This window comes from Candidatus Tisiphia endosymbiont of Ceraclea dissimilis (assembly GCF_964030735.1).
GTDB lineage: Bacteria > Pseudomonadota > Alphaproteobacteria > Rickettsiales > Rickettsiaceae > Tisiphia.
On the sequence record NZ_OZ034917.1, the window covers coordinates 216,171 to 242,467 of the forward strand.

Annotated in this window: 28 protein-coding genes and 2 pseudogenes; 9 read left to right on the forward strand and 21 right to left on the reverse strand. The window is 31.6% G+C overall.

All coding sequences use genetic code 11. The features are described 5' to 3' along the window. Positions 1 to 152 precede the first annotated feature (152 nt). A complete protein-coding gene (locus ACQH1V_RS00970; protein WP_425360521.1) occupies positions 153 to 1,481 on the forward strand; it encodes an MFS transporter in 1,329 nt (442 codons plus the stop codon). A gap of 4 nt (positions 1,482 to 1,485) precedes the next feature. On the opposite strand, the gene ACQH1V_RS00975 is transcribed toward ACQH1V_RS00970, so the two are convergent. Both ACQH1V_RS00975 and ACQH1V_RS00980 read right to left on the reverse strand, forming a co-directional pair. After that, a complete protein-coding gene (locus tag ACQH1V_RS00975) occupies positions 1,486 to 1,698 on the reverse strand; it encodes a hypothetical protein (RefSeq protein WP_425360522.1) in 213 nt (70 codons plus the stop codon). A gap of 7 nt (positions 1,699 to 1,705) precedes the next feature. Further along, entirely contained in the window at positions 1,706 to 1,993 is a 288-nt protein-coding gene (locus ACQH1V_RS00980; RefSeq protein WP_425360523.1) for an HD domain-containing protein, read from the reverse strand. A gap of 173 nt (positions 1,994 to 2,166) precedes the next feature. Here ACQH1V_RS00980 and ACQH1V_RS00985 point away from each other — a divergent pair, with 173 nt between their 5' ends. The 4 genes from ACQH1V_RS00985 (at position 2,167) to ACQH1V_RS01000 (ending at position 4,089) form a co-directional block, all read left to right on the forward strand. Then, positions 2,167 to 2,709, forward strand: a complete 543-nt coding sequence (locus ACQH1V_RS00985; RefSeq protein ID WP_425360100.1) for a helix-turn-helix domain-containing protein — start codon at positions 2,167 to 2,169, stop codon at positions 2,707 to 2,709. Continuing rightward, positions 2,661 to 3,218, forward strand: a complete 558-nt coding sequence (locus tag ACQH1V_RS00990; protein ID WP_425360524.1) for an IS630 family transposase — start codon at positions 2,661 to 2,663, stop codon at positions 3,216 to 3,218. Before ACQH1V_RS00985 ends, ACQH1V_RS00990 begins: the two co-directional genes overlap by 49 nt. 422 nt (positions 3,219 to 3,640) lie before the next feature. Continuing rightward, on the forward strand, positions 3,641 to 3,889 hold the full coding sequence (locus ACQH1V_RS00995) for a hypothetical protein (protein ID WP_425360525.1): 249 nt from the start codon (positions 3,641 to 3,643) through the stop codon (positions 3,887 to 3,889). After that, on the forward strand, positions 3,886 to 4,089 hold the full coding sequence (locus ACQH1V_RS01000; protein ID WP_425360526.1) for a hypothetical protein: 204 nt from the start codon (positions 3,886 to 3,888) through the stop codon (positions 4,087 to 4,089). Before ACQH1V_RS00995 ends, ACQH1V_RS01000 begins: the two co-directional genes overlap by 4 nt. A gap of 624 nt (positions 4,090 to 4,713) precedes the next feature. Here ACQH1V_RS01000 and ACQH1V_RS01005 read toward each other — a convergent pair. The 8 genes from ACQH1V_RS01005 to ACQH1V_RS01040 form a co-directional block, all read right to left on the reverse strand. After that, positions 4,714 to 6,540: an AAA family ATPase gene (locus tag ACQH1V_RS01005; RefSeq protein ID WP_425360527.1), complete on the reverse strand. Its 1,827-nt coding sequence runs from the start codon at positions 6,538 to 6,540 to the stop codon at positions 4,714 to 4,716. 631 nt (positions 6,541 to 7,171) lie between these two features. Then, positions 7,172 to 8,989 (reverse strand): AAA family ATPase, encoded by a 1,818-nt coding sequence (locus ACQH1V_RS01010; protein WP_425360528.1) that lies wholly within the window; start codon positions 8,987 to 8,989, stop codon positions 7,172 to 7,174. Positions 8,990 to 9,103: 114 nt separating this feature from the next. Further along, complete coding sequence (locus ACQH1V_RS01015) at positions 9,104 to 9,370, reverse strand: transposase (protein WP_425360921.1); 267 nt, start codon at positions 9,368 to 9,370, stop codon at positions 9,104 to 9,106. 48 nt (positions 9,371 to 9,418) lie between these two features. Then, positions 9,419 to 10,075: an IS630 transposase-related protein gene (locus ACQH1V_RS01020; RefSeq protein WP_425360529.1), complete on the reverse strand. Its 657-nt coding sequence runs from the start codon at positions 10,073 to 10,075 to the stop codon at positions 9,419 to 9,421. A 35-nt stretch (positions 10,076 to 10,110) separates the two neighbouring features. Beyond that, positions 10,111 to 10,284, reverse strand: coding sequence for a hypothetical protein (locus tag ACQH1V_RS01025; protein WP_425360530.1), 174 nt, complete (start codon positions 10,282 to 10,284; stop codon positions 10,111 to 10,113). Between the two features lie 64 nt (positions 10,285 to 10,348). After that, positions 10,349 to 10,771, reverse strand: a complete 423-nt coding sequence (locus ACQH1V_RS01030; protein ID WP_425360531.1) for a hypothetical protein — start codon at positions 10,769 to 10,771, stop codon at positions 10,349 to 10,351. Further along, positions 10,738 to 11,103: a transposase gene (locus tag ACQH1V_RS01035; protein ID WP_425360532.1), complete on the reverse strand. Its 366-nt coding sequence runs from the start codon at positions 11,101 to 11,103 to the stop codon at positions 10,738 to 10,740. Before ACQH1V_RS01035 ends, ACQH1V_RS01030 begins: the two co-directional genes overlap by 34 nt. Positions 11,104 to 11,126: 23 nt before the next feature. Beyond that, positions 11,127 to 11,252: a hypothetical protein gene (locus ACQH1V_RS01040; RefSeq protein WP_425360533.1), complete on the reverse strand. Its 126-nt coding sequence runs from the start codon at positions 11,250 to 11,252 to the stop codon at positions 11,127 to 11,129. 202 nt (positions 11,253 to 11,454) lie between these two features. Here ACQH1V_RS01040 and ACQH1V_RS01045 point away from each other — a divergent pair, with 202 nt between their 5' ends. Beyond that, a complete protein-coding gene (locus ACQH1V_RS01045; protein ID WP_425360534.1) occupies positions 11,455 to 12,792 on the forward strand; it encodes an IS4 family transposase in 1,338 nt (445 codons plus the stop codon). A gap of 226 nt (positions 12,793 to 13,018) precedes the next feature. Here the strand turns inward: ACQH1V_RS01045 and ACQH1V_RS01050 are convergent, their stop codons facing one another. Together ACQH1V_RS01050 and ACQH1V_RS01055 are read right to left on the reverse strand one after the other, a co-directional pair. Beyond that, the gene (locus ACQH1V_RS01050; RefSeq protein WP_425360535.1) at positions 13,019 to 15,220 is read right to left on the reverse strand and encodes a hypothetical protein; all 2,202 of its coding nucleotides are present in this window, start codon (positions 15,218 to 15,220) and stop codon (positions 13,019 to 13,021) included. Positions 15,221 to 15,246: 26 nt separating this feature from the next. Next, on the reverse strand, positions 15,247 to 16,050 hold the full coding sequence (locus ACQH1V_RS01055; protein ID WP_425360536.1) for a hypothetical protein: 804 nt from the start codon (positions 16,048 to 16,050) through the stop codon (positions 15,247 to 15,249). A 304-nt stretch (positions 16,051 to 16,354) separates the two neighbouring features. Here ACQH1V_RS01055 and ACQH1V_RS01060 point away from each other — a divergent pair. Next, positions 16,355 to 16,801, forward strand: a pseudogene (locus ACQH1V_RS01060) (IS982 family transposase); the annotation flags it as partial. A 16-nt stretch (positions 16,802 to 16,817) separates the two neighbouring features. Further along, positions 16,818 to 16,952, forward strand: a pseudogene (locus ACQH1V_RS01065) (transposase); the annotation flags it as partial. Between the two features lie 153 nt (positions 16,953 to 17,105). Here the strand turns inward: ACQH1V_RS01065 and ACQH1V_RS01070 are convergent. The 9 genes from ACQH1V_RS01070 to ACQH1V_RS01110 form a co-directional block, all read right to left on the reverse strand. Next, complete coding sequence (locus ACQH1V_RS01070; protein WP_425360537.1) at positions 17,106 to 18,086, reverse strand: transposase; 981 nt, start codon at positions 18,084 to 18,086, stop codon at positions 17,106 to 17,108. Beyond that, positions 18,086 to 20,020: a TraC family protein gene (locus ACQH1V_RS01075; protein ID WP_425360538.1), complete on the reverse strand. Its 1,935-nt coding sequence runs from the start codon at positions 20,018 to 20,020 to the stop codon at positions 18,086 to 18,088. Before ACQH1V_RS01075 ends, ACQH1V_RS01070 begins: the two co-directional genes overlap by 1 nt. Before the next feature lie 49 nt (positions 20,021 to 20,069). Continuing rightward, entirely contained in the window at positions 20,070 to 20,444 is a 375-nt protein-coding gene (locus ACQH1V_RS01080) for a hypothetical protein (RefSeq protein ID WP_425360539.1), read from the reverse strand. Between the two features lie 16 nt (positions 20,445 to 20,460). After that, positions 20,461 to 21,783 (reverse strand): TraB/VirB10 family protein, encoded by a 1,323-nt coding sequence (locus ACQH1V_RS01085; protein WP_425360540.1) that lies wholly within the window; start codon positions 21,781 to 21,783, stop codon positions 20,461 to 20,463. Then, entirely contained in the window at positions 21,773 to 22,288 is a 516-nt protein-coding gene (locus ACQH1V_RS01090; protein ID WP_425360541.1) for a hypothetical protein, read from the reverse strand. The genes ACQH1V_RS01085 and ACQH1V_RS01090 overlap by 11 nt, the downstream gene beginning before the upstream one ends. 201 nt (positions 22,289 to 22,489) lie before the next feature. Next, positions 22,490 to 23,470 carry a transposase gene (locus ACQH1V_RS01095; RefSeq protein WP_425360537.1) on the reverse strand — a complete coding sequence of 327 codons (981 nt, stop codon included), beginning with the start codon at positions 23,468 to 23,470 and terminating at the stop codon, positions 22,490 to 22,492. Between the two features lie 22 nt (positions 23,471 to 23,492). Further along, positions 23,493 to 23,696, reverse strand: a complete 204-nt coding sequence (locus ACQH1V_RS01100) for a hypothetical protein (protein ID WP_425360542.1) — start codon at positions 23,694 to 23,696, stop codon at positions 23,493 to 23,495. A 24-nt stretch (positions 23,697 to 23,720) separates the two neighbouring features. Next, complete coding sequence (locus ACQH1V_RS01105) at positions 23,721 to 24,332, reverse strand: TraE/TraK family type IV conjugative transfer system protein (RefSeq protein ID WP_425360543.1); 612 nt, start codon at positions 24,330 to 24,332, stop codon at positions 23,721 to 23,723. A 395-nt stretch (positions 24,333 to 24,727) separates the two neighbouring features. Then, positions 24,728 to 25,090 carry a hypothetical protein gene (locus ACQH1V_RS01110; RefSeq protein ID WP_341759821.1) on the reverse strand — a complete coding sequence of 121 codons (363 nt, stop codon included), beginning with the start codon at positions 25,088 to 25,090 and terminating at the stop codon, positions 24,728 to 24,730. Between the two features lie 124 nt (positions 25,091 to 25,214). On the opposite strand from ACQH1V_RS01110, the gene ACQH1V_RS01115 reads away from it, so the two are divergent. After that, the gene (locus ACQH1V_RS01115) at positions 25,215 to 26,195 is read left to right on the forward strand and encodes a transposase (RefSeq protein ID WP_425360537.1); all 981 of its coding nucleotides are present in this window, start codon (positions 25,215 to 25,217) and stop codon (positions 26,193 to 26,195) included. Positions 26,196 to 26,297: the final 102 nt, after the last annotated feature.

The window sequence follows — 26,297 nt, forward strand, 5'->3', positions numbered from 1 at the left end:
AAATGACAAATTATGGGTAAAAATTATTTTTCTTATATCACTTAGTGCAGCGATAAAATGTTATATACTAAATAATATTAACACAGAATACAGAAATTAATCACTGGAGAAATTATGAGCTATCAGAGGTCAACAACAAAACCATGTCAATTATGAGTGAAATTGTTCAAGAAAATACCAGGATTATCCCTGATCGCCAGACTAGCCTTACCAGAGAACAAAAAGAAGCTGTTGGACTGTTGTCAATTGGCACATTCCTTGAATATTTTGACTTAATGCTATATGTCCATATGGCAGTATTGTTGAATGAGTTGTTTTTTCCAAAGACTGATCCGCACACTGCAACTCTGCTGTCGGCTTTTGCTTTCTGTGCTACTTTTGTTTTTCGACCAATTGGGGCTTTGCTATTTGGTTGGATAGGCGATAAAGTAGGTCGTAAATCTACGGTAGTTATTACAACTTTCATGATGGCATGTTCTTGTTTGATGATGTTTATTTTGCCTACTTATGCCCAAATTGGGATTACCGCTTCGGTATTAATCACTATTTGTCGGATAGTCCAAGGTATGTCATCCTTAGGAGAAGTAGTAGGGGCTGAATTATATTTAACGGAAATGACCAAACCACCACTGCAATATCCTGTTGTTGGTTGTATTTCAATATTTGCTGATCTAGGAGCAGTATTTGCTTTAGGTGTTGCAACGCTTGTTACTGCATATAGCTTTAGCTGGCGATATGCTTTTTTATTTGGTGCAGTGATTGCCATAGTGGGAGCTATTGCAAGGACGCGTCTTAGAGAAACTCCAGAATTTGCTGATGCAACCAGAAGGCTGATAAATAAACTTAAAACTTTTGGTCTAGAAAAAAAAGATATTACTAATCAAGAAATGTTAAATGAAAAAGTTAATATAAAAACTATATTAGCTTATTTATCAATTGAGTCTACTGGACCAATTTGTTTTTATTTGCTATATGTGCATTGTAGTGCTATACTTAGAACTACCCTAAATTATAATTCTCAGCAAATTATTGCTCATAACTTGATTATTGCAACAGCATGTTTACTTATTGGTATTGCATATAATTATTTAAGTTATAAGATATCTCCACTAAAAATTTCAAAGACACGATTAGTGATTTTTTCTAGTACTATTATATTCTTACCATATTTATTGACTAATATCCCATCTCCTTTTTATTTATTATTATTGCAGTTCTTTATAGTGATATTTGGACCAAGAGTATTTCCAGCAACTCCAATATTTTATAAGCAGTTTCCTGTATTTAAACGTTTTAGATGTGTCAGTATCTCATTTGCTGTAGTACGGGCGATAATGTTTATTGTTACTTCTTTTGGATTAGTTTATTTAATAGAGCATTTTGGTAATTGGGGCATAGTAATATTATTTGTGCCTTTCCTTGTGGCATATGGATTTGGTCTGCGTCATTTTGCAATGTTGGAGAAGTTACGCAATGTTTAATAATTTAATAAGTAATTTCTAGTTCGTTGGTATTATGTTCTCTACATATAGAGTTATAGAATAATTTATACAAATAATTCTCCAATTTTATATAGCCAAGATAAGTGCATATCGCTAAAAAACTCTGTGCTGTTTCACCAACTATATTCTTAATCTTTTCAGGAGATTTTGCTCCTATGGTTTGTGTATTATGAAGTCTATCAAATACCTTAATCACCAATATATCACATTTTTTTTTGTTTATACAAAATTTCTAATATTTTTGCTGAACTAATCTTATGCCCATCCTCTTTTATTCTTGTGATATCCATCACTTGACTAGCAACTTGCTCACCAAAAGCTCTACCAATCATCTCTTCGGTAAAAGCTGTATCTTCAATAGTATCATGTAGTAAACTGGTAATGATCATATCAGTTCTGTAATATTTTGGCATTTCTAATGCGGTATATTCAGCAACCATATACGCCCCCTCTATTGGATGAGAATAATATGGATCGCCGGATTGTCGCATTTGGCTACCATGATACTTTTTGGCGTAATAGATAGCTTTTGTAATCTCATTAATATTTACAGGTATAGTTACTTGCTGGTTTAGCTCAAATAATTTACTTATACCAAATCACTATCTATTTAATAATATAGATGCTATAGTGTGTTATTTAAGATAGTATAGTGTTAATTAAGATGTCTAGAGGGTATAAGGTATTAGAAGTTAATGTAGAAGAAGTGAAACAATTAATGAATGAAGCAAAGACTAAAGAAGAATTTAGACGTTATCAATCAATCTATCTAAGAGTGAGTGAAAAAATGCCGACATCATTGATTGCTAAAGTTACAGGATTATCAGAAAGTCATGTTCACAGAACCCATAGTCAATGTCGAAAAAAAGGCTTAAAGGCACTATGTAGCAGGAAGAAAGGTGGGAGATACAGAAGTTATCTAACTCAAGAGCAAGAACGTGAGATGCTTAAAAAGATAGAACAGAATGCCGTTAATGGTGGGATAGTAGAAATTAGCAAGGTGCATAAGATTTTTGAGGAAACGGTTGGTAGTAAAATAGCACGTTACACAGCTTATAGGCTGCTTCATAGGCATGGGTGGCGTAAAATTGCACCAAGACCATACCATCCTAAACAAAAGAAGGATGCGGTAGAAACTTTTAAAAAAAGTGGCCTGATATGGTTAAAGAAGCAAGAGTATCAGCAGCAACTGAAGGCAAGGAATTAAAGATATTCTTCCAAGATGAGGCACGTTTTGGTCGTATAGATTCATTAAGGCGTTGCTGGGTTCCGGCTGGAATCAGGCCTTTACTTAAGAAACAAATTATTCGTGAATATACTTATACTTATGGGGCAGTTTGTCCATTTGACGGTGCTAGTTGTTTCCTTATTTTGCCTTTAATGAACCAAGATTGGATGATGTTAATGCTACAAGAAATGGCAAAGCGTTATAAGGATAATTTTCTTTTAGTAGTATGCGATGGAGCTGCTGCACATAAACTCGATAAAGAATTATTACCTAATAATATTAAACTAGCTTACTTGCCACCATATAGCCCACAATTAAACCCACAAGAAAATATATGGGATGATATGAGGGAAAAATTCTTTTATAACCTAGCTTTTGATTCAATGAATGCTATAGAAAATCAACTAATCACAGCATGTAATTATTATGAAAATAATCCTGCAATTGTCAAATCTATATGTGCTTGGAATTGGATAGTATCTTGTTAATTAGATAGTGATTTGGTATTAGTAACCTATCCGCATATTTACAATTTTCGTATTTTATTTGCCAATCATTAATATCTTCCATTTAAATACCACTACATTACTTTAATAATAAAGTAAATATTAACTAAAAATAAAAATTCTTGCAACAGTTTATTATATATTGGTTTAAAAAAATAGTAATTTTTATACTTTATTCTATTTAAGTTACAACCCCGTCTTTTGTTTTCTCAATAAGATCGTGATATTGTTACAACTAGAATTTTGATGTGTTAGTAAATAACAATTACAATCTTAGGTTACTAAAAGTGATTATTTCACACAAGTTAATAGTTTTATAAATAACATTAAATACTAGACATCAGGCTAAAAATCGTTCCTATATATCTATTTACATTACAATTAATTTTTATTTAAAGGTTATTATGAAACTATCAATTTGGATGAAAGTAAATAATTTACAAACCGGTAAGGTTGATAAATTATTTCAAGTCTCATCAGCTAACATTTACAAATATCTCTACGAAGACAGTATCCCAAGACCCAAAGTGATGGAAAGAATTTTTTTAGCAACTCATGGAGTTGTTACTCCTAATGATTTTTATGGAATTAGTACAGACGTCTTGGAAAAAAAACTATTAGAACAATTAAAATATAAAGTGATAAAAACATGAGAAAAAATATGAGTAAAGGTAAAAGAACAGCAGAAGAAATATTTAATAATTTAGCATCAACCATTCGTAGTTCACATGATCAAGAGATAAGTGAAGAAGAATCAAGAAAGTTAGCAAGAAATTTTATAAGGTTTTGCCAAAGATTTATCGAGATTCGACTTAGAATAGATGAAGAAAAAGAACCGACAACTAAAGATTGACTTTATTAAGAAGCTGGTTAGAATAACAGTTGGAATAACAAACGTTAGAACATTACGGTATCTTTTGCAATAAAAAATTAATCAGGAATGAAATTTTAAGAGCTTGGAGTCCAGAAGAGCCTAGAAAAGCTATTGAGGGCAGGGAAGATGAAATACTAAAGCAAATTAAAGAAGTATTAAAAACCTTACAAATAAAAAATCCTGAAATATTATAGTTAAACCCATAAAATTAGGTGACAAAGAACATAGTAATAATTTCAAATAACTTGCTGGTTTCTATTACCTTATTTTTACTACTTTTTTTAACTTACACAATCGTTATGACAGACTCATTTATGATGAAGCAGATGACAAATTTACTGATACCGTCTCAACCTTGATAACTCTAGCTTCTGAAGCCTATGAAACTTTTAAAGGTTCGACAATTGTTGAAAAAAGGGAATTATTAAATTTTATGTTTTCGAACCTAACACTCGAGGGCTGTAAACTGCATTACGTTCTGGATTTTCCATTCACAGAATTGCAAAAAGTAGCAAATTGTGCCGAATGGCGGGGCGTAGTGAACAATTTCCGAACCCAGTCAGACACTAAATTGCTTATTATCCAAGTCATGACACTCTATTATTAGAGCTTCGTTACCTCATATTGCAACTCCATATTTTTTCCACAAAATGCCATGGAAATTTTTAATATTTGTTTTACATGTGAGTACTCTTTTATTTTACTATCATATTTTCTATTAATAATTTGTTGTAAGCCAAGTTTGGATATATCAGCCAGATATTCTGAGGATTTAGCGATTTTATACTCAATAACCATCGCTTTATCACTTTTACCCACTTTCGGGATCATTACCAAATCTGGGCGACCATCGCATGATTCTCGCTCACTGTCTATGACATAATCTGTGGTTAAAGTATTAATCAAACCAAGTATAAAACCACTATAAAATAGTTCAGCCTTCTTCTCTCCTACCTGATGAAAACTTGTAGCATTTTGCAATAATTCTTGCAACCTAGATGCAAACTCTTCTATTTTTCCAGATGGTAATAAATTGATAAGAGAATAATATCTAGAATCGTCAGTTTCTAATTGATCAGCTAACCATCTGAGCATTCGTGCTTCATAGATATATTTTATTTCCTCATTAGGTACCGATAATTCATAAATGTTTTTTTCTGGGTTTTTAGCAGTAGGGTTTAAATAACCACTAAATAGCAGTAAGCTAAATAACCCAACTGGTTTATTGATGTCAGCAAAACTTATTTGTTTCATGATGGGTAAAGTAATAGTTTTACTAGTAACTAAATTCCGTAAGTCTTCTTGCATCTCATCAGACAGTAATGCTTTATCAACCAGCTGAGTTCCTCCACTGTCAATCCAGTAATGATCAAGCTCACCTTGTCTTGATAAACATTGCATAATTGACCATGGATTATAAATGATTTCTCCGCCAAAATTATAACCATTATACCAATTTTTAATTTCTTCTGGATCAGTTTCAAGTGGAACTTTGGTTAATAATTCATCAACTTCTACTTGAGTAAACCCATAACTGCGAGCAAATTTTTTGTCTAATAGACTACATTCAGTTAAATTATTCAAATCTGAAAGCAAATTAGCCTTAGCAATACGCAATATGCCGGTAATGACACCTTTTTGTAATGAATCATTACCTTTGAGGCTATTGCCGAATATTTCACGAAATAGAGCTAATACTTCCTCAAACTCTTCTAGATTATTGCCAAATTTCATATAGGCACTATTAATTGGCGTATCATACTCGTCAATTAGTATGTAAACTTTTTGATTAAAATGTTTATAAAGTAAATCGCTTAGAAATTTTAAACTATTCTCAAGCTCTACTTTATTAAATTCTCCAGTAAAATATCTAGTTAATTGATTTTTTTCACCATCATCTAGGGTATTATGATCTTTTTCTAGATATTGCTTTAAGTAATGATAAGTCCTAAATAATTCAGTTAGTTTATATCGGATTTTATTTTCAATTTCCTGATAACTACTACCTTTAATATTCTTGAAAGTTATTAGAATAACTGGAAATTGACCTTGATAGTCTAAAAGAATATCTGGATACTCAGATATTTTAAGTGGTTTAAACAACTTTTTTCTACCACTTGCTAGCCCCAAATCCACCTCTCCACCAACAAACAGCTTATAATTCACCCTTTGTTCTTGTGGCAGAGGCTGACCTTGTGCATTTACTTCTATTTCCAGAAATTTACGAACCATATCCATATTCAAGCTCTTCCCCCACCGTCTTGGACGGGTGATTAGGGTAACTGCACCACTACTTTTCAGTAATTCTTTGATCATCAAACTTTTATCAACAAATATATCACTATTTAATAATAATGTCTTGAAGTCATCGGTACCAACAAATATACTTAGCTGATCATTAACATTATTTTTATTTTTTTCTTCTATCATTGTTTTTATTGTTTCCTTCTAACTATAATATCATTATACTCCTTATTTTATTATCCACTAAGAGGTAATTAGCAAAATTTTTATAATTTTTTGTTTTTTTTATAAAAAATAAACTGAAACATAGTGACAATATATTAGGCTGCGATCTACAAAATTTTTATTGGTTTATTTTGAGCCTATTTTTTCTACAAAACTATGCAGATTTTTCGAAATTAGTCGCACATTATTTCGCTAGAATAATGCGTATTCCTACAAAATTTACATTGTTTTTCGATTAAAAATATACTAAAATAACACCACAACTAGTTCTAAGATCAAACCACTCAGGTGGCACAAAATTATAGACAATAGTATTATTGTCAGTATTATTAGCACCAATATCGTAGGGGTGGAGGAAGAGTTGACTATTTGTTGCATAATCCCTCCAGCTGAACACCAGTACTAAAGAGGGGTTGAAGGCAAATATACTCCTTATTTTCCAATTCGTAAGGAGCATATAGGGAGCATATGGATTGCTTTATAAAATTAGAAAACCCTGGAAGGGTGATAAGTCTTGGCGGGGCGTAGTGAACAATTTCCGAACCCAGTCAGACACTAAATTACTCGTAATTCAAACGCTTACGCTCTATTATTAGAGCTTCGTTATTTCATATTCTAACTCCATATTTTTTCCAGAAAATGCCATAGAAATTTTGATGATATTTTTAATATGTTGATGTTCTTTTATTTTAGCGTCATATCTCCTGTCAATAATTTGTTGCAGACCAGATTTAGCTATAGAGCCTAAGTCTTCTGAGGATTTAGCGATTTTATACTCGATAATCATCGCTTTATCACCTTTGCCAATTTTTGGGATCATTACAATATCTGGTCGCCCATCACCTGATTCTTGTTCGCTCGATATTATATAATTAGGTCCTAGCATGTTAATAAAGCCGAGCATAAAGCCACTATAAAACAGTTCTGCTTTCTTTGCTCCTGTTTGATGAAAACTAGTAGAATTTTGCAATAATTCTTGCAAACGCTCTTTAAACTCCTCTATTTTACCATCTGGTAATAAAGTAACGAAAGAATAATAGCCCGAATTATCAATTTCTATTTGTTTAGTAACCCATTGCAGCATTCTCTTTTCATAAATATATTTTACTTCATAATTAGGAACAGATAGATCATAAATGTCTCTTTCTGGTATCTTGGTCGCAGGATTTAGATAACCACTAAATAACAGTAAGCTAAATAGCCCTTCTGGTTGGTTGATATCAGCAAAACTTATATGTTTAGTAATAGAAGAAGTAATAGTTTTACCTGCAGCTAAAGCCTGGATATCTTGCTGCATCTCATCTGAGAGCAGTATATGATCAATCCAATCAGTTCCACCACTATCAATCCAATAGTGATCAAGCTTGCCCTTCTGAGCTAAACATCTCATAATTGACCAAGGATTATAAATGATTTCTCCACCAAAATTATACCCATTATACCAATTTTTAATTTCTTCTCGATTAGTTTTAGTTGGTACGATGCTTAATAATTCATCAACTTCTGCTTGAGTAAAGCCATAGATGTCTGTAAAATTCTCATCTAATAGACTACACTCAGTTAAATTATTCAAATCTGAAAGTAAATTAGCCTTAGCAATTCGTAATATACCGGTAATGATGCCTTTTTGTAACGAATCATTGCCCTTAAGACTATTGCCAAATATTGCACGGAATAGAGATAGTACTTCCTCAAACTCTTCTATATTATTGCCAAATTTCATATATGCACTATTAATTGGCGTATCATACTCGTCAATTAGTATGTAAACTTTTTGATTAAAATGTTTATAAAGTAAATCGCTTAAAAATTTTAAACTATTTTCAAGCTCTACTTTGTTAAACTTTCCAGTAAAATATCTAGTTAATTGTTTCTTTTGAGCATCATTTAATAAATTTTCCTTATCTGTTAAATAAGTTTCCAAATAACGATAATTACTAAATAACTTTATTACTTGATAGCTGATTTTACTTTCAATTTCCTCATAACTACTTCCCCTAACGCCCTTAAAACTTATGAGAATAACTGGGAATTGACCTTGACGTTTCATAGCTTTTACTACACTAGAAATTTTTAATGGCTTTAGTTTTTTAGTCTCATCAAATCCTAAATCCACTTCTCCTCCGCTAAACAACTTATAATTCACCCTTTGTTCTTGCGGGAAAGTCTTACCTTGTGCATTCACTTCTATTTCCAGAAATCTCCTAACCATATCCATATTTAAGCTCTTCCCCCACCGTCTTGGACGGGTGATTAGGGTGACTGCTCCACTATCTTCTAATAATTCTTTGATCATTAGACTCTTATCAACAAATACATCGCTATTTAGTAATAATGTCTTGAAGTCATCGGTACCAACAAACATAGTTGGTTGGTAATTAATATTATTACTGGTTTGTTCTTCTGTCATATAATCTTACTTTTCTAATATCTATCATTATACTCCTTTTTTATTCTCCACTAATAGCTAATTAGTAAAATTTTTGCTATAAAATTATAATATAGCTAATTCTATATAAAACGGTTATAGACAAAAGTCTTTAAAGAGCTGATCTATATTACAGTGGTATTTTCTACGAATAGATTTTGCTTGAGCCCATTTATGCTCAATTAGATTTAAATCAGGACTATATGCTGGTAAATATTCAAGGATATAGCCAGCTTTTATTACATCATCCTGCATATCTTTGTTCTTATGAAAACTAGCATTATCTAAAACTATCACACTACCATCAGGTAATTTTGGCATTAAATCTTTTTTTAACCAACTCGAAAAAGTTTGAGTGTCAATATTATGTTCAAAAAGACTAACTGTTAATAGTAGACCTCTTCGGAAACTCTACTTCTGCTGGTAATTTGTACGTCGATGCGGTACTCGAATCCTCACGTACATTAGAGTACGCTGCGGTTCTGCGTTCCGCGTCTCCTTCAAATTCCTCAGCATAAGCGAGTTTCCGAAGAGGTCTAGTGTATTTCCTAGTAATGCACCTATAGCATTAGTCCGTCCTTTAGCCCCCCAATCTTGCTGACCAAAACATCTTTCTCCTTTTACAGCATAACCATGAGTACGAGGCATATCATGAGCAAAACCACTTTCATCTAAATATACAATAGGTTTCCCATCTTTTCTATACTCACTAATTTTATTCTGAAAAATCAATCTCTCTTTTTCTTTGGCTTTGGGATGATTTATAGTTTTTTTATAAGTAACATTTAAGCGTTTAAGAGCATTCCAAATCCCAGTCTTACTTACTCCCAACCTCTTTGCCCTCTCATAGTTGTAAGCATCAGGATATTCTTTAATATCTTGTTTTAATACTTCCATATCTATTTTGCTGGCAGGTTTATTACGAGTTGTCCTAGGTTCTAGTCTGTTTGTCCAACGAACTAATGTTGTCTTCCCTATACCAAAACGTTTTGATGTTTCTGCAAAACTTAATCCTTCTTTTTCTTTTATCTTAAATACTTTCTTTCGAAAATCTATTGAATATGTCATAATGACATCATTATATCCTATTTATTAGGACTTGGCTATATATCTCGTTGTAAATACTCCATTATCATCTTTTGATTCTTGGTAGTCGTAAACACCACAGTCAAATTCAACTCTATCTTTGATACTACTCTTTTGATAATCCCTAAAATGTGTATTACCATTATAATGTGATATTCCACGGAAACTTCTTGATCCAAAAAAACATCCATGTATTATAGAACTTAAGTGATATTTCAAATCCCATACTTTTTCTCCAAAAATTACTAAAGATTGTTAATTATCAATATCAAATAAACAGTCATTTTTGTTTCCAAGCATTTCTACACTATTTTCATTTAATTCTGCACTGACTGCTATACTTCCCTCTTTTTTGACAAACATATTTACAATATCTTGTGCTGTTGTATCTTCCTTATCAAATTTTAAAATTTGTTCTGCATGTATTTTGGCAAGACCAAATTTTTGTTCAACCAAATAATAGCTAGCTAATGTACGGCAATATCCAACAGATTGCTCTTCAGGAAAACTCTGCACTAACATTGTTAGAAATTCTTCCCATTGCCTACTATCTTCTTGTACTTCCAATAAATTTTTAATAAGAGTATCTGCTATAAACTTTAATTCTTCTAATGTTTTTTCATTTTGATTTTTAATATCGCTATTTAATAAAGCCTCTTTAATAGACGATTCTGCCAACTTATAATATCCTCCAAAACTCCATCAGTTACTTTAGATATTAACTCTGCAGATACTTTGGTAGAATAGATTTCCTCTAAATGTCCTTGTATCTCCCTTGTGGTCATACCTCTTGCATACAGAGATATTACCTTCTCATCAAACCCTCTAAATTGTCGAACTCCCTTAGGAATTAATAGGGGTTCAAATTCTCCTTCTCTATCTCTTGGAACATCTACTGTTATATTCCGACCATCTTCATCTATTATAGTCTTTTCATAACTACCATTACGTCTGTTTTCAGATTCTTTCTCATCCTTGGAATGCTTCTCATATCCAATATAAGATTCCATCTCTTTTTCTAGAATCTTATTAACTAGTTGTTTTTTAACTCTTGGAATATACCATCTTTGCCAAAAATTTCTGATGGATTGCTTTGTGACAAAAGTTCTGACACTACTTTTTCTACAGATGGATTTGTTGTTTTTATTTTCTTCTTCATATTAACCTCGTGTAAGTATTTTTTACTATTCTTATTTTTACTACTTTTTTCAACTTACACAATCGTTATGACCATACGCATCAAGTTAAGAAAAGCAAGTAGGTTGTACTGGTATTACGGTAGTAAATTATGAATTAAAAAGAAGCTAATATATGGTATAAATTTTTGCAAGGTTAACAATTAAATTGTGAGAATTTGTACTATGGAGAAAATAGTAAACTTAGCAAAACTATGCCAAGAGTTTTTTGGAGAGACAGCCAATAATTTATCCATTACAACAGGATTTATTAAGAGACAACGCAAAATAACTGGTTCAGCTTTTCTAAAAGCTATGGTGTTTGGTAATATGAGCGATAGTAATTGTAGTCTTGATGGGATGCGTAACTTTTTAAGTGAAGAAACTATAGATATTTCTGCTCAAGGCTTAGACTTTAGGTTTACTGAGGTAGCAGTAAAATTTATGCAGTCAATGTATGAACAATGCTTGAAATTATTTAGAAATACTATGCCGCTTGATTGCAACATTTTGCAGCAATTTAATAGCGTTAAATTATTGGATAGTAGCCATATTATTCTACCTACCAATATGGCAGATATGTATAAAGGTTGCGGTGCTTGCTATAAGGGGCGTAGTAGTACAGTGCAAGCTTCTCTTAAATTACAGGTAGTATTTGATTATTTAAATCAATCGTTAGATAGAGTCGATATAACAGAAGGTATAAGGGCTGATCAAGGATATAGAGAACATTTATCAAACATATCTACTAAGGACTTATTAATATCTGATTTAGGTTATTTTGTCCCAGCTTCATTTATTCAAATTATCGAACTTGGTGCATATTTTATTAGTCGTTATAAAGCAGATACTAATATATATGACCCTACCACTAAGGAAAGAATTGATTTATTAAACTTATTAGATAATAAATTCTTTTTATCAAAAGATGTACTTTTAGGTAAACAAGCAAAAGTTAAGCTACGGATTATATGTCATAAATTGACTGATGAACAGGCTATTGGTAGAAGAAGGAAGGCTAATTTATTAGCTAAGTCTCATAAATATAAATCTTCTTCAAGAAATCAGAGATTACTAGATTGGTCAATATTTATCACTAATATATCAGAGGATATGGTTAATGCTGAGCATATAATGATAATTTATCGAGCAAGATGGCAAATTGAATTATTATTTAAATTATATAAAAGTCATGTAAAAATTGAAAATCTTAAAGGGAGAAGTAAACCTGCAAGAGTTTTGTGTGAATTATATGGTAAATTATGTAGTGTTCTTATTTTTCATGGATTATCGAATTGTGTAAAATTAGCAAATGATAGAGAAATTAGTTTAACCAAAGCATTTATTGAACTACAGAAAAGGGCAAGAGAATTATTCCTGTCTATTACTGGACGTCTTAATGATTTAAAGCAGTTCCTTAAGAAATTAATTGTAGATTGGGGGAAATTTTCTTTGAAAGATAAATATCGTAAAACTAGATTATCTTCCTTAAATACACTAAAATTATTAACAATTATGGCTTAACTTGATGCGTATGATCTTTCTGATAGACCCCAAGAAAATTATATTCTCACTTAATGTTAGTCTAATTTATTTTATAGTTGCAATTAATCTTAGCCAAAAATATTCCTCGATTGCTGAAATTTGCATTTATGATTGCTAGCCGATACATGTAATACTTCAATTATCTTTTAGTTAACTAAGAAGATTTGTTAATTGAACATATTCTGGAATAAAAGCATTGTTTCTTTTATAATATTCCTATATCACCTACAATGTTCATTTGTTCTTGTGGAGCATAGGAATACTCTTGTAAAGTAGTCAGTATATCTTCCCTGTTATTCTCTGTGGCTGCATCATTTATTCTACCAAGTATTTCATAAAATAAATCATCTATGCTTAATACTTTACCTTTACCAAAATGTTTATTGGGATCCTTTAGATTTAATTTAGTACGTATAGTTTCTTCTGAGGATTCTAAACCTGAGTGTATAGCTTTTAAACAACTCATTATTTCGTCAGGAGATTTATTCTTATTAGTAGCCCCAAATAGTTTTCCAAGGGAGTCAATTAATTGTTTTGATGTCAAATAATCATAATCTTGTAGTGCTTTATTAATCTTTTCAGTAACTTTAGGGAGTTTATCAGTTATCACTTTATTAGAGTCCATTTTATCTAGTGAAGTTTTAAGTTTGCTATATTTTTGTTTATATTTTAACAACTCTATTTCAGATACTGCCGTTCCTTCATCTACAGCCAAAACCTTGAAGTCACCTTGAGAGCTACGATCTAGCTCTGGATCTTTTGGTTCCGCTGCTGCTTTAAGTAATATAAAATCATCTTTATTTAAACAGGATAACTCTATTCCATACCAATCTTTTATTAGATCATAAAAAACTTTAGCTGAAATTTGTTGTATTTGACATACCTTAACGTTATATTTAACATTAGTTGTATTCCATTCTAATCTAAATGTACCTTTACAAGTATCTAGTTCAAAAGGTATTTCTGTATCCTTAATTTTTGCTTTATTACTACACTTATCAGTCTTAATAAAATCTAAACTTTTATCTTCAAGCTTTAAATTTTTAAGCTTTTCTATAACATCATTGAGACCTAACTTTGAGAAATTATTACCAGCATCTTTTTGTTCTATTTTTTTATTAATTGCTAACTTCCACTTTAACCAATCTTGTAAAATAGACTCATCTTTTTCTACTAATTCTTTTACTTCTTTGTACCCTGTTGGCTTTTCCCTATAATCATATATTGATTTACCCATACTTTTATCAATTATAACAGAGGCAACTACAGCTCCTTTCATGGCCATTGGCATCTTGTCGGCAATTTCCTCTATTTTATATATTCCTTTGTCTACTAAATCAAAAAACATTGCATTGGTTAGAAGTACAGCTGGATTTCTTTTTACTTCTATTCCAAATATTAACTCTACATCTGTTTTGAGCTGATCTATTAAATCAGTTTCTGTTGTCTTGTTCTTGACAATTTCAAAACATATTTTTCCTCTCAAAGATGATAGAAAAAATTCTTTCAGTTTACTTTTATAAATAAACTGGTCATCTATAAGTCTTTTCAACTCTTGCCCAATAGTATCATAAGCACCTTCATTTGTCTTAAAGTGTATAAATGCCCCTCCTTTACTAACCTCTAAAGTTTCATTTTGTTGTGTAGTTTTCTTAGTAATAGAATTAGATATAAGCCTCTTTGTACCATGTTTATAATCATACAAATGATTTTTTCCTAAGTCTTTATCTAACTTTTTACTAGCTTTTATTCTTGCTAAGAATGAGCTAGCATCTGTTATATTATGAGAAGTATTAGTATCAAATACAAATAGTTCTGTATTTTGCCTTTGTTTTTGGATATTTATTTCCTTATGGAGCTTATATATGTTTTTAAACGAGTTTTGAATATTCATTGTTTTCTTCAAATAGTAGTTTCCTTTAATTGCACTATCTGCATTAGTTCTTACCAAATTATTATAACCAGTATCATTCTTACAGTTCTTATTAATGTGTTCTTCATTCATTTTAAAATAATCACTTGCACCTTCTGATAATACTGTATTATTAGTTGGATCATAATATTTAACAATTAGACCCCATCCACGCCCAAGTTTGTTATCCAAATCTTCATATTTTTTCCTGTTTTTGGAAATAAACTTGGATTTAATATTTTCTCTGTACTCAGTTCTAACTTTCTCACTCTGTAAAAGTTGATTTCCCATTTCTTTTAATATACAAGATACATTAATGTTTACATAACCATCTACAAGTTTATTAGATACATCTCTATATTTATATTGATAGTTATAATTATATTCATTCATCTTTTCAATAACTTTATGTTTTTTAGAACTTGGGTTATTTTCATCAAGTTCATAATCTTCTCCATCGGTACTATCTCCTATTTGACTAATAACTCTTGGCATCTTAACCCTCCTAAATAAAATTAAACTTACATGTTGTAAACTTCACCAATAGCAGGTATTTCCTCTGTAGGATAACACTCCTCTAGCTTTTGTAACAATTTCTGATCATGATGACGTTCTGCAATTTCATGCATACTATAAAAAGCTTCAGAAAATAAAGCATCTATACTTAATTTATTGTCCTCATCTAAAGATTTATTTTTATCTTTTAAGTTTAATTGATTTTGTTCAATAAAATCTTTTTCTATACTTAAAGCTTCATATATAGCTTCTAAAATACTAATTGCCTCTGCAGGCTCATTATGAGCAAATCTTGCACCAAGATCTTCCATCAATCCTTTTAATGTATAATTACCAGGTGCTTTATGGATTTTATCAGTTACCATAATCAAATACTCTTTGTATGGATCTATTTCTTCATATAATTCCTTAGCTTGGATATGATTTTTTATATATTCATTATAAGTTGCCAAGTGCTTTAATAGGTCTTCGTTATTCTTCTGTTCTGCTGTTTTATGCATACTATTGAAAGCTTCATCAAATAAATCATTTCTGTTAGTGAGCATCCATTCTAGACAAAATTTTTCTAAATCATAAATATGGTCTTGGAAATCCTTTAATCCTAAGAGTTCATACATAGTTTCTAAAATACCAATTGCCATTTTTGATTCCTTATTTCCATACTCTTCACCAAGTTTTTGCATAACCTCTTTTAATGATCTTGCGTTTGTAATTTCATTCCTTAGTTCATCAATTAATCTTGCTTTAGCTCCTTCTTCCATGTAAATTCCTTTCTCACAGAACTCTTTAGCTTTTTTATGGTTTTTCATATATTCCTCCATCACTCAAGAATGTTAATTTAATATTACAGAGGTTTACCTGAACAAATTTTAGCACTTGTTTTTGTCATAACAACTAAGATATATTTAAAAGTTTCACTTCTACAAAAACTATAACAATGCAATAAACCTCAAATATAAAGTTACTATTTTTTTTATATGTTTGCAATAACATATATTCTTTACTTTGAAATAATTTTTATTAACATGCGACTTAATAACCTCAATTCTGGATTAGATAATTTTTTGATATAGCAGGTTTGGTAGGTTTCATAGAGTAAGCAACAAGAGTAGTTTTAAATTACATTTGATAATCAACAATAAAGGGGAGTTTATGGTGTTAAAAGTGACAAAAGGTAACGTAGATGATAGGGTTCCAGTGCCAGAATTAACAAAAGGATTAACTGGAATTATGGTGGCTGATAAAGGATATATCAAGCAAAATTTGTTCTTAAATTTATATGAGAAAGGCTTGAAAATGATTCATGGAATTAAGAAAAATATGGAAAATAAATTAATGGATTTAAAAGAAAAAATCTTACTTCGAAAGCGTAACTTAATTGAAACAGTTTTTGATTATCTAAAAAATAAAATGGCTCTTGAACATACTAGACATAGGTCTCCGATAAATGCCTTTGTTCATATATTATCTACTCTTGTTGCATATTCATTAAAGAAAAATAAACCTTCAACAAAACTTGATGTTAATCTACATGTTTGCAACATCCTTATCCCGAACTGACGCGAAAGAGTTAAAAGATGTATCCCATAGTTTAGCACAACAAAAAGAATGTAAGATAGAGGAGGGGTATCTAATGCCAGATCACGTGCATATGTTAATATCCATTCCTCCCAAACATTCTATTTCAACCATTGTGGGTTTTATAAAAGGGGACCGTTGAAAGATAAAAAATTGGTCTAATTTCAAAAAAAGAAAAAATCTTTTGTCTAAAAAATTACAAAAAAAATCATCGACTCTGATGTTTTTAAAAGATTGCAATTTTTTTTCATAAATTTTAGCTTTTTGTTCTGCCAGATACTTAATTTTACATAGCCAGAACGGTTAAGCGTTTCAAATTAAAACATATTGCATTCATAAATTCAGTAAATTGATTTTTTGCAATACCTATATATCTCAGTCGCTTATTTTCTTGTGAAAACACCCTCTCAAATGGAGACCTAATAAAAGTATAATATCGATCAAGAGCAAAATTCTTCTCTTTCATGTTATTTTTCTTAATGGCACATAGATGAATTCCTCTACCAGCAGCAACGACCTTTGCTGTTGCAACACAATAACCTTTATCAGCATATACCGCTCCGCTAGTTGGTAAAACATGGGCTAAACCTTTTGCATCTGTAACGTTAGCAGGAGTTACAGCAACTTTATTAATCAATCCAGATTGAATATCCACGCTAACATGTTTCTTGTAACCATACCAAAACTTATTGCCACCTTTGCAACCAATCCTAGCTTGTTTATCATATGCAATTTTCGGCAGAGATTCATTGTTCAACTTCTCATATTTTTGCCTTCTAGCTTCATCTCGCTCTTCCCACAAGCTAGCTTTAGAAATTAAATGGCTTGCGTCAACGAAAGTAAATACTTCACTCATATAACCTTTTGAACGTAGTTGTTCTCTGAATAATCTAAAAATCTTAGATAACATATTTGTACCTATCTTGGCTCGAACTTTACTAAAAACACTATAGTCAGGTGTAGTTTCAGTAAGCTCAAAATCACAGAACCACTTAGCTGCATTGCTATCGTTTAAATATCTTTCTAGTTCACGATCTGATAAGTCTTCCATAAACTGTAACAGTAAGCATTTAAAAAGTCGCAAAATGCCATAACCTTTATAATTAGCTCTGGATTCAATAGTTTTTAATTCTTTAGCTGCTACTTCAAAATCAAATAATTCTTTAAATTTACGATATTGATGATTTGCGTTAACTAATTGATTTAGACATACCATCGTCATTTGATTCGAAGACATTCTACAACTCTCTTTTTTCTTTTTTTTCATTATACCATACCTATCTCTTCTTTCAACAGTCCCTTAGTAACAAAATGATTTTCTATCTGTAATATTTCTATTTTTTGATCTAAGGCTAAATCTTGATCATCATCTTGTGTTGTTTGCCATTGATCTTTGGCAATATTATGATTTTGCTCTTGAGATTGAGGTTTAGTACTAGCGGTTAGCATTTCAATTTGTTCTAAGGATAACCCAGTAACTGAGCCTATTTCTACCAGATGACAATTTCCTCCAATCATAGAGAGAGCTTTAGCATGTTTGTTGCCGCTACCTGCTATTTGAGCAAAAGGATTTAAAGAAACATTATTATGCTGATTGAATCTAATTGTTTCACCACCAATTAACTCACAAATATTTTGATAACTACCCCCTATATCTAAAATAAATACTGAAAGATTTTGTGCTAGCATTGAGGTAGCTAACTCCTGCAAAAATACTGACTTACCAGAACCAGATGGTGCCATAACCGATACGTTGTAATTACCAGCATTGATTCGGACAAATGGATTCCAGTTAAATAGCTCTCCTCTACGTCCTAGTAATAGTACTCCACTTTGCATAACTCCCTTCCATTCTCCATGTATTGGTAGTTTAGCTATTACTTCCTTAGCTTGAGCAATTTTAACCAATTGGAAATGCTGCAAAAAGTTCCAACTAACCAGCTGCTGCATTGGTAATATGGATAACATTGCTGGTAATTGTAGGTTTTTGTTAATTTGTAATTGGAAGTCATTCGCATTGTATAGACTCGTTAAGCATTCTTGTGCTATTTCTATTTCGCTTTCAGGAGCAGTAATCATTATTTGCAGAGATTCTGTTAAAAATTGTTCACCATTTTTAGATTTAGCAATTATCTCCCGCCACTCTAGAGCTTCTTTTTTTAAATTAGTATCATGTCTTGTATACCATTGCTCAGCAGCATGGATGCTTCTATGTCCTCTTGCTAGAATTTTTGAGCTTTGCGTTTTACTTACATTATTTGCCACTGTGTAGCTAATTATTAGCCTTGCTGGTAAGCCATAATCATTTGTTGAACCAAGTAAATTAATCATCTCAAGTAACGACCACTGTTCTGGCAGAACAACTGGGTAAAAACATTTAGAAACTAATTTGTTAGTTGATAATTTGTTGTTCTTTAATCTACTATCGCTATAAGTACTATCCAGATGAATTAGACAATCTTCCTGCACCATAGTTCTTGAAAGTGGTGTCAGTATTTGACTAGCTAACGGATTGATTGGATCATATTTACGACTTAATCTGTCTTGCACTTGCATTTGAGCTATATCAGCTGCTACAAACATTAAATTTTCAGCATCACATATACGAGGAGATAGTTTTATTGATTGCAGCTTTTTCACTAATTTGCTTTGAAAAGCTACTATTTCTTCAATAGATTTTACACTATTACTATTGTCATTTTTTTTACTAAAAGAAACATATATCCGGAAATCTTTAGCCATTCTGCCATGTGGATTGGCAAAATCTTTGGCACATTTACTAACATATTCCTTACGAAATTCTGTTAATTGCTGTAACATCTGATTAGAATTACTTCTAGCATTACTCCATAATTTTAGCTTTTGCTCTATGTTATGGCTAGCAATTAGTAAAAATTGTAAATAACAATTTTCTGGTAATTCATTGTTAAAAAATAGGCTTAAGTTTTTTTCTAAATTAATGTCTGTTCCAACTATCGGAGCTATTTCTAACATGAACCCTACTACGTTATTTTCATTAAAGAAAATATTGCATTTAGGATCAAAATATCGATAGCTTAAATATGGAGCTAAAGATTTTGCTCCTTTGGTATTATCATTGATATGTTCTTGCATTAGCTTATTACTATCGTAATTTACTTCTGCAGGAACTGTAAGACCGCAAATATTTCCTATATCTTGTAAAAAATTAACTATCTTCATATAATTGTCTTTTTTATCTTATCTATAATGTTTTATTTTTGACATAGAGTTATTTGATATATAACAAATTGCCATTTTTAAGTATTCTCTGCTTGGTTTCTTGCTGTAACTTTATTTTATGAACTTTATTAGGTTTAATATCAGGTTTCTTTGTAAGACTTTTAACGTAGCAGTTCCTTCCTTTACATTTTGCCCTTTCCTTTAATTCAACTTCAGCAATTTCTCCATTATTGATTTTTTGATCAACTATGCTCAAAGGCAGGCAATCCAAACCACTTGCATCTTTACAAGTAAATGATGAACCATAAACACCACAGGCAGATAAACTAAATAACATGGTAACAAGTAGGATTTTTGAGTAAATTCGCTGTATTACTTTTCTTTCCATTGTTACTCTTTCAGTTATTACTATTTTGTCTGTCATTATGCTTCTCCTGTTATTACTCTTCTTGGTATTTCTTGTTTATTAGATTTCCTTGTCTCCTTTCTTGCTTAATTTTTTTATGGGTAGTTAATTCCCCAACAAAAAAACCTTTGGTGAAGATAACATCTACCTTTACTCCACCAGGTATAGTAAGAACAGGTGACATACTTTCTGCCATTCTTAAGTAATAATCAGCTACTTTCTCAGCAGCATTAGATGCACCTGATAAAGCACCATTTGTTACTATATCCTTAAAACCTTTCTTTTGGGTGGCAACTGCTCCAAGACTTGTTATAGCCATGCTTTCCTGACCTTTGCTACTTTGGCTAAGTCCGCTAATCACTCCACCGATCATAGCATTTTTTATATGTTTACTACTGGTGGATACTATTCTACCTTTAATACCATTCATGCCATCTGATCCATGCACAAGACCTGCTATATTACTGGTGGTTATTAGTTCTGTAGTTGGGTCAATGCAAACCATTTTCTCTAGGCGAATAGTTGCTCTTTCACTTGATAAGTCACCGTAGCTACTTCCTAAAATGCGGCAGGTAGTGATATCAAGATTAAAGTTCTTCGGTAAATTGCCTCTTGCCGTTAGTCTAATTACTACAGGACTAGCATTTTCATCAGGAGTATTTAATGCAGTAGATACAGCAAGACCGCCTAATAAATAACCACTAACATAAGAAGTCTCTGGGATGTAAATCTTGGAATCTTTTGGTTTATCAAATTCTATTTGGCTGTTTAAGTCTACGGTACTAATATTTGCATCATTAGTTAAATCTTTGACATCTTGCTCTGCTTCTTGGTGAATTTGCTGCATTCTTTTTAGCTCTTCTGTCGCACTTATTAGCTCACTTTTAGCAAAATTTAGCTGAACCTGCATTTTAGCTAGTTCCAATTTTATCTCCTCTTGTAGTTTTTGTTCTTTTTCGATAAAGTTTGTTTCTGCTCCTTGTAAACGTTCATCAAATTTACGTTTATTGTCATTCAGTAAGTCCTCAAAGTGGTTACGCCACATTTTCTCTGGGTCTAACGCTTCACTTGCCACCTCTACTTTTGGTTTAGGATTATCATTAATAATTGCTTTGTGCTTATTCTTTCCCTGCATTATGCTGATTAGAACAAGTACAGCAATAATGCTACTGCCAAAAATCAGTAATAATAAATTATACTGTTTATATCTAATAGCCTGATTAGGAGTAATTTCTCCTTTCCCGTCTAATAGCTCTTCACTTGAAGTTTTAGGCTGCTTGCCTTCTGGTAGTTTATTATTCCTTAGAAATGGTATTTTTTCCTTAAGTTTAGCAAATATGGTCATATCAATCATCATCTTGCTCCTTTGCTACTATCCAGACAAATCCTTTAGCTTTAGGAGGAAGTATGGTTTTTTCAATAGTGGTAGCTAAACAAAAATTAAATAGATTATTAAAGTATGCTTCTTTAAGATGAATTAGTTTTTTAGATTTTTTGTTGGTGACGTTTAACCTTGCTCCAATAAGTTTACCAAAACGATAAATCCTATCTTGCTCTATGGATAGTCCGATATTTTGCAAACGGTTAATTTTTCTCTTTACTCTCATTACATAATATTTATCTTCTTTATCCAAGAGCATATTCCTTATCATCCTTGCAATTTCTTGTTCTTGGGATTGTACTAACCATTTATTGTTAAGAGATGAGGAGAAGATGTTAGATGATTTATTATAAAAATTATCCATGGAGATTTTGATAATTTGCCCTTCTATATCTTCTGCTTTAAGTATTAAATCAGCAACGTTCCCAGAAGAATTAACTAAGGCTAGTTCAAAAATTTCAGGAGCTAGAACTTTCGGCAACAAAAAAATATTTTGTGCTTTATCATCAGCTATAATCTTATATATAGGGACCGTTGAAAGATAAAAAATTGGTCTAATTTCAAAAAAAGAAAAAATCTTTTGTCTAAAAAATTACAAAAAAAATCATCGACTCTGATGTTTTTAAAAGATTGCAATTTTTTTTCATAAATTTTAGCTTTTTGTTCTGCCAGATACTTAATTTTACATAGCCAGAACGGTTAAGCGTTTCAAATTAAAACATATTGCATTCATAAATTCAGTAAATTGATTTTTTGCAATACCTATATATCTCAGTCGCTTATTTTCTTGTGAAAACACCCTCTCAAATGGAGACCTAATAAAAGTATAATATCGATCAAGAGCAAAATTCTTCTCTTTCATGTTATTTTTCTTAATGGCACATAGATGAATTCCTCTACCAGCAGCAACGACCTTTGCTGTTGCAACACAATAACCTTTATCAGCATATACCGCTCCGCTAGTTGGTAAAACATGGGCTAAACCTTTTGCATCTGTAACGTTAGCAGGAGTTACAGCAACTTTATTAATCAATCCAGATTGAATATCCACGCTAACATGTTTCTTGTAACCATACCAAAACTTATTGCCACCTTTGCAACCAATCCTAGCTTGTTTATCATATGCAATTTTCGGCAGAGATTCATTGTTCAACTTCTCATATTTTTGCCTTCTAGCTTCATCTCGCTCTTCCCACAAGCTAGCTTTAGAAATTAAATGGCTTGCGTCAACGAAAGTAAATACTTCACTCATATAACCTTTTGAACGTAGTTGTTCTCTGAATAATCTAAAAATCTTAGATAACATATTTGTACCTATCTTGGCTCGAACTTTACTAAAAACACTATAGTCAGGTGTAGTTTCAGTAAGCTCAAAATCACAGAACCACTTAGCTGCATTGCTATCGTTTAAATATCTTTCTAGTTCACGATCTGATAAGTCTTCCATAAACTGTAACAGTAAGCATTTAAAAAGTCGCAAAATGCCATAACCTTTATAATTAGCTCTGGATTCAATAGTTTTTAATTCTTTAGCTGCTACTTCAAAATCAAATAATTCTTTAAATTTACGATATTGATGATTTGCGTTAACTAATTGATTTAGACATACCATCGTCATTTGATTCGAAGACATTCTACAACTCTCTTTTTTCTTTTTTTTCATTATACCATACCTATCTCTTCTTTCAACAGTCCCATTTACTTTCATCACCAATAATTTGTGCTATAGCTATTTTTCCAAATTCTATTCTGTTAACGTTACTTGCACTTATTTTAGCCTTGATTTTTCTTCCTGGTATATATTCAAATTCTTGTGCTGCAAGTACTCCACTACTCGTTAATATCATGGCAATCATTAGTGTTATTTTGGTCATTATTTTGCTCATCATGTTATTCTCTAGTTTTCTGATCCTTTATTTTTTCTCTTTATCATTTTCTCTGTTGTGCCGTACTATCTCTGCTTCTTGATTTTCATTGATTCTTACAAATTCTTTCAGTCTAAGCTGTCCACCTAGCCACTCATAAGATAATTGATAAGAAGTAGGAATGACCTCAAAACCTTTATCGCCAAATCTTGAGGTTAGCATGCCAGCTGCTATTACTTGCAAATTCTTACTATCAACTTCTAAATTCTTGATGGAAAAGTATGTTGATAAGGCAAATTTTTTGTATGTTTCTTTGCTATCGGCAAAATAGTTTTGGATATTTTTCATATAAGTAGGATCACTTTGTGAAATATATTTAAAGATGATAGCTGCTTTGTAATCTATTATTTCTGAATTTAAATCAAGGAGCATTGGTAGGTACATTAGGCTTGTTTCTTCCAGATATCCTTTGGAAACTCCACTATTACTAGTCCATATTTCTTGACTAAGACTTGGTACCAAAATTACTTTTTCATTGCTCGTCAATAATTTAATTGATAACCCTAAGCAACTAACGCAAAGTAGCATCGTTAATATTAAAAACAAATTCCGCTGTTTTGCTACTTGTTGGATGTTACCTATAGCTATTATCTTTTCCATTCTTTAATCCCTAGTTATTCCATGTCTATTTACATTTAATATTTAGTATTACTACATAAACAACCTTATGTGAGACTCTGGTAAATTGGCTGATATAACCAGCCTACCAAATGGCAGATGCCAATAGAGCCAACGCTGGATTATGCCAATCCACCATTTATCCATAAATCAACCACCTATCGTAAAACCAATGCTACTCGCCAAAAAAGACCATAACACTCCTTTAAAACATAAAATGATTAACCCAAAGCTAATACCCCCTACTATTGACCCAATAGATATGTTCCAAAATCTCACTGGTTTGTTTAAGCAATTATTAAAGCGTACTCTTTCCATAATTGAATCTCGTAAGTAAAAAAGTTAAAAATCAAATATTGTAACAATTTATCCTTGATTTAAGCTATAGCAGCTAGTATACCCATACAAATAGCACTACTACCGACAAAAACTGTACCGCCACGAACTACTCGAACGCGACCATCACCTTCAGATAGAATAGTTGTGAAAATACCACCAAGCCCAGCTCCATAAACCCAGTAATCCGTTACAAATTTTACCAGTGGTTCGACGACACCTTTGCCAAATCTACCTAAATCTACCGCTAAACTTTCAGAGGCAATAGTGCTAAGTAAAATGATAATTATTCCATAGCTGAAATATGAGAGAGTATCGCCCCAGTTATTATCTAGACAATGCTGATCTTTTTGTTTGCTAGTTATTTTGTTAGTTGTGTTTGGTATTTTCTTCGAATCCACCATAATCTTCCTCTTTTGTTAATTATTTGCTATTGCTTTTTCTTACTACTTTCTCCGTTGTAGCGTCATAACTAAGCTTAAGATGATAAATTATGGGACTGTTGAAAGAAGAGATAGGTATGGTATAATGAAAAAAAAGAAAAAAGAGAGTTGTAGAATGTCTTCGAATCAAATGACGATGGTATGTCTAAATCAATTAGTTAACGCAAATCATCAATATCGTAAATTTAAAGAATTATTTGATTTTGAAGTAGCAGCTAAAGAATTAAAAACTATTGAATCCAGAGCTAATTATAAAGGTTATGGCATTTTGCGACTTTTTAAATGCTTACTGTTACAGTTTATGGAAGACTTATCAGATCGTGAACTAGAAAGATATTTAAACGATAGCAATGCAGCTAAGTGGTTCTGTGATTTTGAGCTTACTGAAACTACACCTGACTATAGTGTTTTTAGTAAAGTTCGAGCCAAGATAGGTACAAATATGTTATCTAAGATTTTTAGATTATTCAGAGAACAACTACGTTCAAAAGGTTATATGAGTGAAGTATTTACTTTCGTTGACGCAAGCCATTTAATTTCTAAAGCTAGCTTGTGGGAAGAGCGAGATGAAGCTAGAAGGCAAAAATATGAGAAGTTGAACAATGAATCTCTGCCGAAAATTGCATATGATAAACAAGCTAGGATTGGTTGCAAAGGTGGCAATAAGTTTTGGTATGGTTACAAGAAACATGTTAGCGTGGATATTCAATCTGGATTGATTAATAAAGTTGCTGTAACTCCTGCTAACGTTACAGATGCAAAAGGTTTAGCCCATGTTTTACCAACTAGCGGAGCGGTATATGCTGATAAAGGTTATTGTGTTGCAACAGCAAAGGTCGTTGCTGCTGGTAGAGGAATTCATCTATGTGCCATTAAGAAAAATAACATGAAAGAGAAGAATTTTGCTCTTGATCGATATTATACTTTTATTAGGTCTCCATTTGAGAGGGTGTTTTCACAAGAAAATAAGCGACTGAGATATATAGGTATTGCAAAAAATCAATTTACTGAATTTATGAATGCAATATGTTTTAATTTGAAACGCTTAACCGTTCTGGCTATGTAAAATTAAGTATCTGGCAGAACAAAAAGCTAAAATTTATGAAAAAAAATTGCAATCTTTTAAAAACATCAGAGTCGATGATTTTTTTTGTAATTTTTTAGACAA

Excerpts from the sequence above, each read along its gene's own strand:
- ACQH1V_RS00970 (WP_425360521.1), top strand. The coding sequence starts at position 153 with ATGAGTGAAATTGTTCAAGAAAATACCAGGATTATCCCTGATCGCCAG.
- ACQH1V_RS00980 (WP_425360523.1), bottom strand. The coding sequence starts at position 1,993 with ATGCGACAATCCGGCGATCCATATTATTCTCATCCAATAGAGGGGGCG.
- ACQH1V_RS00985 (WP_425360100.1), top strand. The coding sequence starts at position 2,167 with ATGTCTAGAGGGTATAAGGTATTAGAAGTTAATGTAGAAGAAGTGAAA.
- ACQH1V_RS00990 (WP_425360524.1), top strand. The coding sequence starts at position 2,661 with ATGGTTAAAGAAGCAAGAGTATCAGCAGCAACTGAAGGCAAGGAATTA.
- ACQH1V_RS00995 (WP_425360525.1), top strand. The coding sequence starts at position 3,641 with ATGAAACTATCAATTTGGATGAAAGTAAATAATTTACAAACCGGTAAG.
- ACQH1V_RS01000 (WP_425360526.1), top strand. The coding sequence starts at position 3,886 with ATGAGAAAAAATATGAGTAAAGGTAAAAGAACAGCAGAAGAAATATTT.
- ACQH1V_RS01005 (WP_425360527.1), bottom strand. The coding sequence starts at position 6,540 with ATGATAGAAGAAAAAAATAAAAATAATGTTAATGATCAGCTAAGTATA.
- ACQH1V_RS01010 (WP_425360528.1), bottom strand. The coding sequence starts at position 8,989 with ATGACAGAAGAACAAACCAGTAATAATATTAATTACCAACCAACTATG.
- ACQH1V_RS01020 (WP_425360529.1), bottom strand. The coding sequence starts at position 10,075 with ATGACATATTCAATAGATTTTCGAAAGAAAGTATTTAAGATAAAAGAA.
- ACQH1V_RS01025 (WP_425360530.1), bottom strand. The coding sequence starts at position 10,284 with ATGGATGTTTTTTTGGATCAAGAAGTTTCCGTGGAATATCACATTATA.
- ACQH1V_RS01035 (WP_425360532.1), bottom strand. The coding sequence starts at position 11,103 with ATGGAATCTTATATTGGATATGAGAAGCATTCCAAGGATGAGAAAGAA.
- ACQH1V_RS01040 (WP_425360533.1), bottom strand. The coding sequence starts at position 11,252 with ATGAAGAAGAAAATAAAAACAACAAATCCATCTGTAGAAAAAGTAGTG.
- ACQH1V_RS01045 (WP_425360534.1), top strand. The coding sequence starts at position 11,455 with ATGGAGAAAATAGTAAACTTAGCAAAACTATGCCAAGAGTTTTTTGGA.
- ACQH1V_RS01050 (WP_425360535.1), bottom strand. The coding sequence starts at position 15,220 with ATGCCAAGAGTTATTAGTCAAATAGGAGATAGTACCGATGGAGAAGAT.
- ACQH1V_RS01055 (WP_425360536.1), bottom strand. The coding sequence starts at position 16,050 with ATGAAAAACCATAAAAAAGCTAAAGAGTTCTGTGAGAAAGGAATTTAC.
- ACQH1V_RS01070 (WP_425360537.1), bottom strand. The coding sequence starts at position 18,086 with ATGAAAAAAAAGAAAAAAGAGAGTTGTAGAATGTCTTCGAATCAAATG.
- ACQH1V_RS01075 (WP_425360538.1), bottom strand. The coding sequence starts at position 20,020 with ATGAAGATAGTTAATTTTTTACAAGATATAGGAAATATTTGCGGTCTT.
- ACQH1V_RS01080 (WP_425360539.1), bottom strand. The coding sequence starts at position 20,444 with ATGACAGACAAAATAGTAATAACTGAAAGAGTAACAATGGAAAGAAAA.
- ACQH1V_RS01085 (WP_425360540.1), bottom strand. The coding sequence starts at position 21,783 with ATGATGATTGATATGACCATATTTGCTAAACTTAAGGAAAAAATACCA.
- ACQH1V_RS01095 (WP_425360537.1), bottom strand. The coding sequence starts at position 23,470 with ATGAAAAAAAAGAAAAAAGAGAGTTGTAGAATGTCTTCGAATCAAATG.
- ACQH1V_RS01100 (WP_425360542.1), bottom strand. The coding sequence starts at position 23,696 with ATGATGAGCAAAATAATGACCAAAATAACACTAATGATTGCCATGATA.
- ACQH1V_RS01105 (WP_425360543.1), bottom strand. The coding sequence starts at position 24,332 with ATGGAAAAGATAATAGCTATAGGTAACATCCAACAAGTAGCAAAACAG.
- ACQH1V_RS01110 (WP_341759821.1), bottom strand. The coding sequence starts at position 25,090 with ATGGTGGATTCGAAGAAAATACCAAACACAACTAACAAAATAACTAGC.
- ACQH1V_RS01115 (WP_425360537.1), top strand. The coding sequence starts at position 25,215 with ATGAAAAAAAAGAAAAAAGAGAGTTGTAGAATGTCTTCGAATCAAATG.